The following is a 9,265-nucleotide window of genomic DNA, read 5'->3' on the forward strand; positions in this document are numbered from 1 at the left end:
CCTATCTTTCCCATAAATAGGCTGATGCGGTTGGGCCAAGCAGGTGAATGTCCAAGCAGAATGGTGGTATCCAGGCTATGTGACGTATACTAACGTTTCGGCCACAGTAGTGAGCAGTTTTCTACACGTGTGGTGTGATCTGGGTCAATATATACCCTATACGATGTGCCCAACAATAAAAGCCAGACATATAATTAAAGTTAATCCAAATCTGCGCTATGAATACTAGTTAGATTCTCCAATGTCAAATCATGTTTGGCCTGCAGACGAACAGCTTGACGACGCACTACTTCTTCATATAAGTTACGCACATATCTTCCATTGGCAAATTGCTTTTCTCCAAGTGAACTTTCTATTCGCATCATCAATTTTTCTTTTGCTGATGATGTAAGAAGATATCCTTTTGTACTAAACATTTGCTCCGCAATTTGCATTAATTCATTAATATTATAATCCTTAAATTCTATCACATTTGGAAAACGTGATCTTAAACCAGGGTTTACATCAAGAAATTGTTCCATCTCAAATGTATAACCGGCTAAAATTACAATAAGGTCCTCTCTATGATCTTCCGTAGCCTTTAGCAGTGTATCTATCGCTTCTTTCCCAAACCCTTGTGCAGAACCCGCATCTTGTGCTAATGCATAGGCTTCGTCTATAAATAAAACTCCTCCAAGCGCTGCTTGAACCTTTTCTTGTGTTTTAATAGCGGTCTGTCCTACATAACCGGCAACAAGTCCTGATCGGTCCACCTCTATCATTTTATTCGAGTGTAATATACCTAGATCATACAACAATTGAACAACTATTCTTGCAACAGTTGTTTTTCCTGTACCAGGATTACCTGTAAAAATCATATGAAGGGCAGCACCTTCATCAATCGGTAAACCTAAGCTTTTTCTCTTCTGTTGTATCTTTATTTGCGCACTCAGACTTCTCATAAAATCCTTTACTTCATTTAAACCTATAATCGTCTGTAACTTCTCTTCTAAATCAAAGCTTTCTTTTGGCTCCTCCTGTTCTTTAATAAAATCTTCCGGCAATAGCTTCAAAATTTCTTCTTTATCTATTATTCCTTCTATGACAATTCGACTAGATTGCTGTCGGAAGGTTTCCTCCAGAACATTTCTTACTAACCGGCCGTTTCCGGCATCCGCTTTGGAACGTTTTATTTCCTTTTCCAGTAACTTGGTTAAGGCACTTATTGCACCCTCGGTAAATACATACCCTTCCTTCTTTATCATCAATTTAGCTATTTCGAGTAATTCAGCTATTGTATAATCAGGAAAGCTAATGTTTATTGGAAAACGTGATTTAAGACCTGAGTTCGTTTTAATGAAGTTACCCATTTCTTTTTCATACCCTGCCAGTATAACAATTACACTTTCTCTGTAATCTTCTATTAGCTTGACTAATGTATCTATGACTTCCTTGCCCAGACTATCCGTACTAAGCGCATAGGCTTCATCGATAAATAAAATTCCGCCTAAAGCGGACAGAAATACTTCTTTTACTTTCTCTGGGGTTTGTCCAGCGTAAGGAGCCACCAAATCCCCCCTATCGACCTCAATCATCTTGTCGGTCTTTAACAATCCCATCTTCCTTAATAAATCACCAATTATACGTGCAATAGTTGTTTTTCCCGTTCCAGGGTTGCCTGTAAATATCATATTTAAGTTCTGAGAAGTATTCATCCTGATTCCTGCATTTTGCCTCAGTTGTTGCGCTACCAGTTGCCTTTCGAGAGAACGAACAAAATTCTTTACTTCCTCTAGTCCAATAATCTTTTTAAGCTCTACTTCAAGTGTAAATCCTTTTTCCCGATTGTCAGACAAGAAATCAGCCGGTGCAAATGTGATGAGAAAATCATACTTATCCGATTCTTGCAGCGCAATTCTCTCTGATTGTTTTCTTATTGCCTCCTCAATAATGTTGCGAATCATTCTTCCGTTACCCGAATCAGCGGAAGACAGCTTGACCTCGGACTGAATTCTTTCTATTAAAGCTTCTCTTGCGTCACTTGGGAGAATATAGTTCCCTGCTTCAATCATTTTCTCCCCAATAAGGACAAGTTCATGCGCTTTATAGTCTTTAAATTCTACTGAAATAGGGAAGCGGGATCTTAATCCAGAGTTCATTCTTAGAAACTCTTTCATATCTTTTTCATATCCGGCAAGAATAACAATTACATTTTCTCTATGGTCTTCCATTAATTTTACTATGGTATTAATAGCCTCTTGGCCGAAGCTGTCACTGGCTAAAGCATAAGCCTCATCAATAAATAGGATCCCCCCTAGAGCAGTCATAAACTTCTCTTTCGTTTTTGGGGAAGTTTGGCCAGAATATTGAGCTACAAGCTCCCCCCTATCCACTTCAACAAAATGACCCGATTTCAGTAAACCCATTTCCTTCATCATCTTACCTAATACTCTTGCTACGGTTGTCTTACCTGTCCCGGGGTTTCCCGTAAAAATCATATTCAAACTTTGTTTTACGCTTGTAGCGATCCCAGCGGATTTTCGCTTTTTATGAGCAACTAGTTGACGCTCCATCATTCTCATGAAATCTTTCACTTCATCAAGCCCGATTATTCTTTCCAATTCTTCTTTTAGATTAAAATGTTTTTCTTCATCGAACCCAAAGTCATGTCTTGTTAAAAGGCTTAACTCTTCGTCACTGATGATTTTAGAAAGATCAACATTTTGTAGGACTCTAGCAGATTGTTTGGAAATAGCATTTTCTACTAGGTTTCGTGCTAATCGGCCATTTCCAGAATCATTTTTACCGGGTATTTGTTTCCTCGTGAATTCTTCAATTAATTCTTCTTTACAATCTTCCGAAAATACAAAGCCTTCATTTCCCGCAATTCTTTCTGCAATCGTATATAGCTCCTCGGAAGAATAATCCGGGAATTCTATCTGTTGGTTAAACCTCGAATACAGACCAGGATTGGTTTTTAAAAATTCCTGCATTTCATCCTTATATCCAGCCAATATGACAACAATATCTTCTCTATTGTCTTCCATTCCTTTTACAAGTGTATCGATAGCTTCCTTTCCAAAGTCCCTTTCTCCGCCTCTTGACAAGGAGTAGGCCTCATCAATAAATATAATTCCACCCTTCGCAGAGTCTATAACTGCTTGCGTCTTGGGGGCAGTATGACCGATATATTCTCCCACAAGTTTACTGCGGTCAACCTCAATCAAATGCCCGCTCGACAGATAACCCAACGCCTTTAAATATTTTGACACTAATCTTGCAATCGTCGTTTTACCGGTTCCCGGATTGCCTGTATAGATCATATGCATAGATAACCTCGTACCCTTTGCCCCACGAGATTGTCGAATTTTTTGCAGGGATAAGAAACTCTCCAATTCGTAGACTCTTTGTTTGACAGTTTGTAGTCCGATAACCCTTTCCATTTCACTCTTTATACTTTCAAGGTTATCTCTGTCTGCTTTTACGCGCGTAACCATTATTTTTTCAAATCCATCATCCAGTAAAAGCTCTTCAGCAACCGGCAGGAGTGTATACGTAACACTGGGATGGACTTTTCCAGTCATCCTGAGGTCTGTTATTCTTTGGTATATGTCATCTTCAATATAGGATTTAACACTATGAACCCCTAAATTGGGATCGCTCTTATTAACGATGAATTCGGATACACCTTGATCAAAATGAACAATAACCTGTAATTTATCCGTAATACGCTTTTGGTATTTCATTAAATACCGATTTGTAATAGCTTTTAAAGTTGTTGGTGACAGCAACGATGTTTCCACTTTATCGGATATTTTCTCCAATGCCTTAGCTGGAAACATGGACCGGATGTCTTTAAATCCTTTCTCTGAGACAAGAATGATAAGTTTGCCTTTTCCCTCAATTGTATCAATCCCATCTGCCGCTAAGTTGTTGTATGTTTTATCCAGCGTATTCCAATTTGCGTTAAAAACATAGCGGTCTTTCAATTGAATCTTTCCGTATATGATAAGATCTGAAAGCTTTGAAATTAATTCTGGGGGACACTTTTCTACTTGATCGAAAAGGATAACGTCAGATTTACTATTTATCCCTTTATATACATCAGATAAAAATATATTTTCACTGTTTCCGCTTCCCAAAGATCTGGACATATCAATGTGATGGATATCAGAGTAGTCAAAGAGATTATATTCTTTCATGATTGCGGTCAAGTATTTCACAGACTTCGCAATACCAGTCCCTTTTCGCCCAGAGATAAAGATCACGCTTCTTATAGGTATATCAGGACGCTTATAAATAAAACTTCGCATATAAGCATCGCTTAGCTGCTCTATAAATACGTCTTGTCCCAAGATGTAATTTTTCAATCTTTGTTTTGCATCATTAAAGACATTTTGATATTTGCTTATTTCATTCACTGCCTTTTGAGGCTCTGAATTGTTCTCCTGAGACAGTTTTCTAGTCTGTTGATTTTTATTCATAGGTCCAATTTCATGAGTTACTCTGTTTATCATTTCTCTAAACTTATCAGAATATGGTGAGTTAGCATTTTTGATTAGGTATTTATTACAGAACTTATGACAAGATTCCAGCCTTCCCGAAAGATATAAGGCTTTTGCATAAGAATAATCCAGTTCCATACTGTTCCCTAATTTTATGGCTTCTTCAAAATAAGAAATTGCGTTATCCAGGTCTTTTTCTTCATCCAATAAGGACTTGCCGAATAAAAAATAAGCTTCAAATGCATCAGGATCATATTCAATAGCTTCTTTTAAGAATTTCCTGGCTTGCTCATAATCAGATTTCCTTATATAAAGCTTTCCTAAACCTATCAGTGTTGAAATATTTGAATTATTAGCATGATAAGAATCAGTTAGCAAGTCCTCCGCCTTTGATAAATCCCCTGTTTCAACACATGCAATTCCTAAAAGCGTCATATAGTCCAAATTGTTTGAATCTAAACTATGTGCATTTCCAAGAAATTTTTTGGCATTACTGTAATCTTTGGCATGAAAGTATAATACACCAGCCAAATAAAAAATACCCGGATGGTCTGGATATTGTTTGAGGAGTGCTTCTATTTGAGTTAGAGCTGCCGAGGATTGTCCGGAATTTACTGTCGATTCAAATAAAGATTTAAAAGCTAAGAACTGTTCTTTGTTATATAGGTTTTGGGTTTCCATAAGAACCTCCAAGTATGCTTTGTAAAAAAATAAAGCTCCTCATAAAGGAGCTCTGTACTGTTATTTACGACCCATCGCCTGTATGACTTGGGCAATTGTTTGGTTTCGTTGTTGCCTAGCACCAGTGTGAACTTCCTTATTATCCTTCCAAACTGGTATTCTGCTAATTTTCCAAGCACCAAACATTAACAATAAACTAATAACAATATTAATAAATGAACCAAAACTTAGTGCAGTTAGCAGCCAGATTATCGGTATAATGGATAATCCTATAAAACGTCCCACTAAAAATTTAGTTTTTAGTGCCTTTTCACCTAAATCTATAAAGTCTTGTATGGATTCAAGCAAATTTCGATCGGTTGCATAGATTTTTGCTTCTCGTAACAGTTTTAAACCTTCTTCAGCCATTTCTTTAGAAATAAAGCTATAATAATTTTTATTATTAATATTTCGTTCATATAGCTGAGAAAGACATTTGTGATAATAGTTTAATGCAAGCTCATTACCCAAACTAGGATCTTTCCCATGTACATCAATAAGCCTTTTTAGGATATCAATGGCTTGATCATAATTATCTTTAAATCTAGCTATATATGCTTTTCTAAAATGATATGCTCTTTCATTAGGCTTTATTTTTAAAGCCTTCTGTACCATTTGCTCTGCGTGATTTAGCTTTTCATTCAGAGTTAACTTTTCGGAATCAAGGTAAACATTCGATAAATCATAGTAATATACATCATTATTAGGTGCAATATCAATCGCCTTTTTGTACTCGTAAATTGCGTCGTCATATTCATTCCACATATAATGGGCTCTTGCTAGTACAGACCATGCTTCAGCATTTCCGGAACTTTTTTCAGTCGCTCTCTTCCCCACTATGATAGCATCGGCTGCTCTTCCTTTTTCTAAAAGGCTCCATGCCTCCAGGATTAAAGATTCAATATCTAAGGTAGTATGATCGATGGTATCTTTGGATTCCGGCTCTACGTTAAACTTAGCATTCTCTAGCTCCCGATTATATTCGCTGCGTTTAGTTTCATTCAAGAGTATTCCTTCGGCTTGGTCGAGTAACTCAACCATTCTTTCGGCTTCTTGGCGTCGCTTTAGATCCGGAGCATTCGTTCTACCAAGCCACTTACGTTGGGCTTCAATCAGCTTTTCTTTTAATTCACCTGTACTAATTGAAGGATCGACTTGTAAAATCTCATAATAATTATTCAAGATTTATTCACTCCTTAGTTTATTTTATTCTATTGATATTGCGGCCAACTTTTCAGCCTTCGCATCAACTGTAGCTTCCGATAAATTAGATTTTCTTTCAATATGTACTTCTCCAAGGTGCGCACCAGTCAATTCGTCTTTTGCATAAACATGGACGATGCCATTATCATCATAGGTTAATATAAAGCGAATCGGATAGCTCTCTGGCTTTGGTTCAGGCAGTTCGAGCTCAGATTCTCCAATAACCTTAACAAATTCAGGATCTTCATCTTCGCCCTCTGTCACCTGTACCCTTAAAAATTGTTGTCCATTACGAACTGTATAGAACACACTCTCCGAACTCGTTGGGATAGGAGTATTTCTTGGCAATAGTATTTGATTGACCATATTATTAGTTTGGAAATTGCAGATCAACATCCCTAAACTGTGCGAATTAACGTCAACAACTCTTGTTCTATAATTCGCCTCATCCTGATGATTATCTGAATTTTCTATGCTTAATAGTTGACCTTGTATTGCAGCTCCAATTGCGACAACCTCATCTGGATTCACATCATTTGAAGGGGTTAGTCCTGAGACATTCTTAATAAAATCCGATACTGCGGGTATTCTTGTCGAGCCCCCAACTAACAGGATTTTATCTATATCTCCCCAAGACATATCCGCATCCATTAACACATTTTTCATAATCAGTGCGGTTCTATTTAATAATTGCGTTATTAAATATTCAAAGTTTTCTCTGGTAATCTCTACTTTTACAGAGCAACCTTGAGATGAAAGGGTAATTACGGATTTTTTTCGTGTTGAAAGCACTTTTTTACACGATTCCGCTTTTTCTCTCAAATCTTGTATCGCAGATAGATCGTCGTAAAGATCTAACCCATGTTCTTGTTCAAATTGCTTTTCAACTAGCTCAAAGATTTTGTTATCGAAATCAAAGCCCCCCAGGTTTCGATCCCCGCCAGTCGCCTTGACGATAACTTCATCTTTATTCAACTGCATAATAGTTACGTCGAAGGTTCCCCCACCTAGGTCATATACCATCACATTTTGAGAACTTTCTTTATTGGTTAAGCCATAGGCAAGAGCGGCTGCTGTAGGTTCATTAATAACTTTATGCACCTTTAGTCCAGCGATCCGCCCCGCATCTTGCGTAGCTTTTCGTTGGGAATCATCGAAATACGCCGGCACGGTGATAACCGCGTCCGTTATTTTCTTTCCTAGTGCCGTTTCAGCATCTTCTATTAATCGCTTTAATATCATAGCGGATAACTCTTCAGGGGTGAATATATGACCGTTGCTAACAGGAAACTTATAGCTTGTATTCCCCATTTGACGCTTAACAAATTGGACCGTATTCGTCGGGTCTGTAATGGATATGGACTTTGCAGTTGTTCCTATTACAGGTGTACCATCCTCAAAAAAGATAACAGAAGGTGTTATTCTTTCACCTTCACGATTAGGAATGATTGCTGGATTCCCATGTTCGTCTATGTAAGCTAATGCCGAGTTAGTAGTTCCTAAATCAATGCCAATAATCAAATAATGTCAACTCCTTAACCCGGCTAAAAGGCCTATCCAAATTTCGTATACTTGTAATATATATATTACGTAGTTATGATTAGAACGTCAATATAATGTTTATCCAACTAAGATAATGTGCTTACGCATATATTTTCTCATCAACAATCCTAGTCATAAAATATTCCACGATATCTCCAATTGTCGGAAACCTTTCCTTTATTGTATTAAGATCGAGCTGCATCTCCATTTCAAATACATCATGAAGCTCCAATAATAACGAAATAAGTACCCCTACATCTCCCGTGTACTCCAAAGGAGCACTTTCAATTTGTAGTTCTTCGACAGGCACTTGGCATCTTTCCGAAAAAACCGATACGACTGCCGCTATTACATTTTTGATAAGCTGTGCTTTAACTTCTTTTAAATTTGTCATAAGTGCACCTCGTGATTATTAATTGTATAGTTTCGTTTGAATGAAAGTAGTCCGTAAGCATTATCGCTTGCCGCCAAACAGCTCGCGAATACCTTTTAAATTCTCATTTCTGTCTATATATTTGTTTGCTAATTTTTTTCCATCTTCAAATGAATTTTTCGTTTCTTCGGCAAAGGCCCTTTTATTATATTCCCACCATGCTCTTGGTCCTAGTTTCGCAGCCTCATACTGTGATTTCATACTGTTTTGGACCATTTCTTTCAACGTTCCGCCTTCACCGGCTTCGATCCGCTTCTCATGCCTTTCTTTTAACACGTCACGGATATCTTTTAAAGTATCATGCCGTTCGATGTACTTGCCTGCCAGCTTCTTTCCGTCTTCAAACAGGTTTTTCGCTTCTTGAGTGAATGCTTCTTTGTTATACTCCAACCACCCTTTTGGCCCCTGCCTCGCCGCTTCGATTTGTGCTTTTATACCGTTTTGGAACATTTCTTTTAGTGTTCCGCCTTCACCGGCTTCGATCCGCTTCTCATGCCTTTCTTTTAACACGTCACGGATATCTTTTAAAGTATCATGGCGTTCGATGTACTTACCTGCCAGCTTCTTTCCGTCTTCAAACAGGTTTTTCGCTTCTTGACTAAATGCTTCTTTGTTATACTCCAACCACCCTTTAGGCCCCTGCCTCGCCGCTTCGATTTGTGCTTTTATACCGTTTTGGAACATTTCTTTCAGCGTTCCGCCTTCACCGGCTTCGATCCGCTTCTCATGCCTTTCTTTTAACACGTCACGGATATCTTTTAAAGTATCATGACGTTCGATGTACTTACCTGCCAGCTTCTTTCCGTCTTCAAACAGGTTTTTCGCTTCTTGACTAAATGCTTCTTTGTTATACTCCAACCACCCTTTAGGCCCCTGCCTCGCC

Annotated in this window: 5 protein-coding genes; all 5 read right to left on the bottom strand. The window is 37.9% G+C overall.

Annotation, left to right across the window (positions count from 1 at the left end):
* Positions 1-200: 200 nt before the first annotated feature.
* Positions 201-5,165 carry an AAA family ATPase gene (locus tag AC58QO_RS29165; RefSeq protein WP_497271787.1) on the bottom strand — a complete coding sequence of 1,655 codons (4,965 nt, stop codon included), beginning with the start codon at positions 5,163-5,165 and terminating at the stop codon, positions 201-203.
* 60 nt (positions 5,166-5,225) lie between these two features.
* Complete coding sequence (locus tag AC58QO_RS29170; protein ID WP_497271789.1) at positions 5,226-6,386, bottom strand: tetratricopeptide repeat protein; 1,161 nt, start codon at positions 6,384-6,386, stop codon at positions 5,226-5,228.
* A 24-nt stretch (positions 6,387-6,410) separates the two neighbouring features.
* Positions 6,411-7,928, bottom strand: a complete 1,518-nt coding sequence (locus AC58QO_RS29175) for an Hsp70 family protein (RefSeq protein WP_497271791.1) — start codon at positions 7,926-7,928, stop codon at positions 6,411-6,413.
* 121 nt (positions 7,929-8,049) lie between these two features.
* Positions 8,050-8,343 (bottom strand): hypothetical protein, encoded by a 294-nt coding sequence (locus AC58QO_RS29180; protein WP_497271793.1) that lies wholly within the window; start codon positions 8,341-8,343, stop codon positions 8,050-8,052.
* A 60-nt stretch (positions 8,344-8,403) separates the two neighbouring features.
* The coding region (locus AC58QO_RS29185) for a hypothetical protein (RefSeq protein ID WP_497271794.1) at positions 8,404-9,265 on the bottom strand (862 nt) is incomplete at its 5' end.

It is taken from the genome of Paenibacillus sp. J31R30, assembly GCF_059692115.1.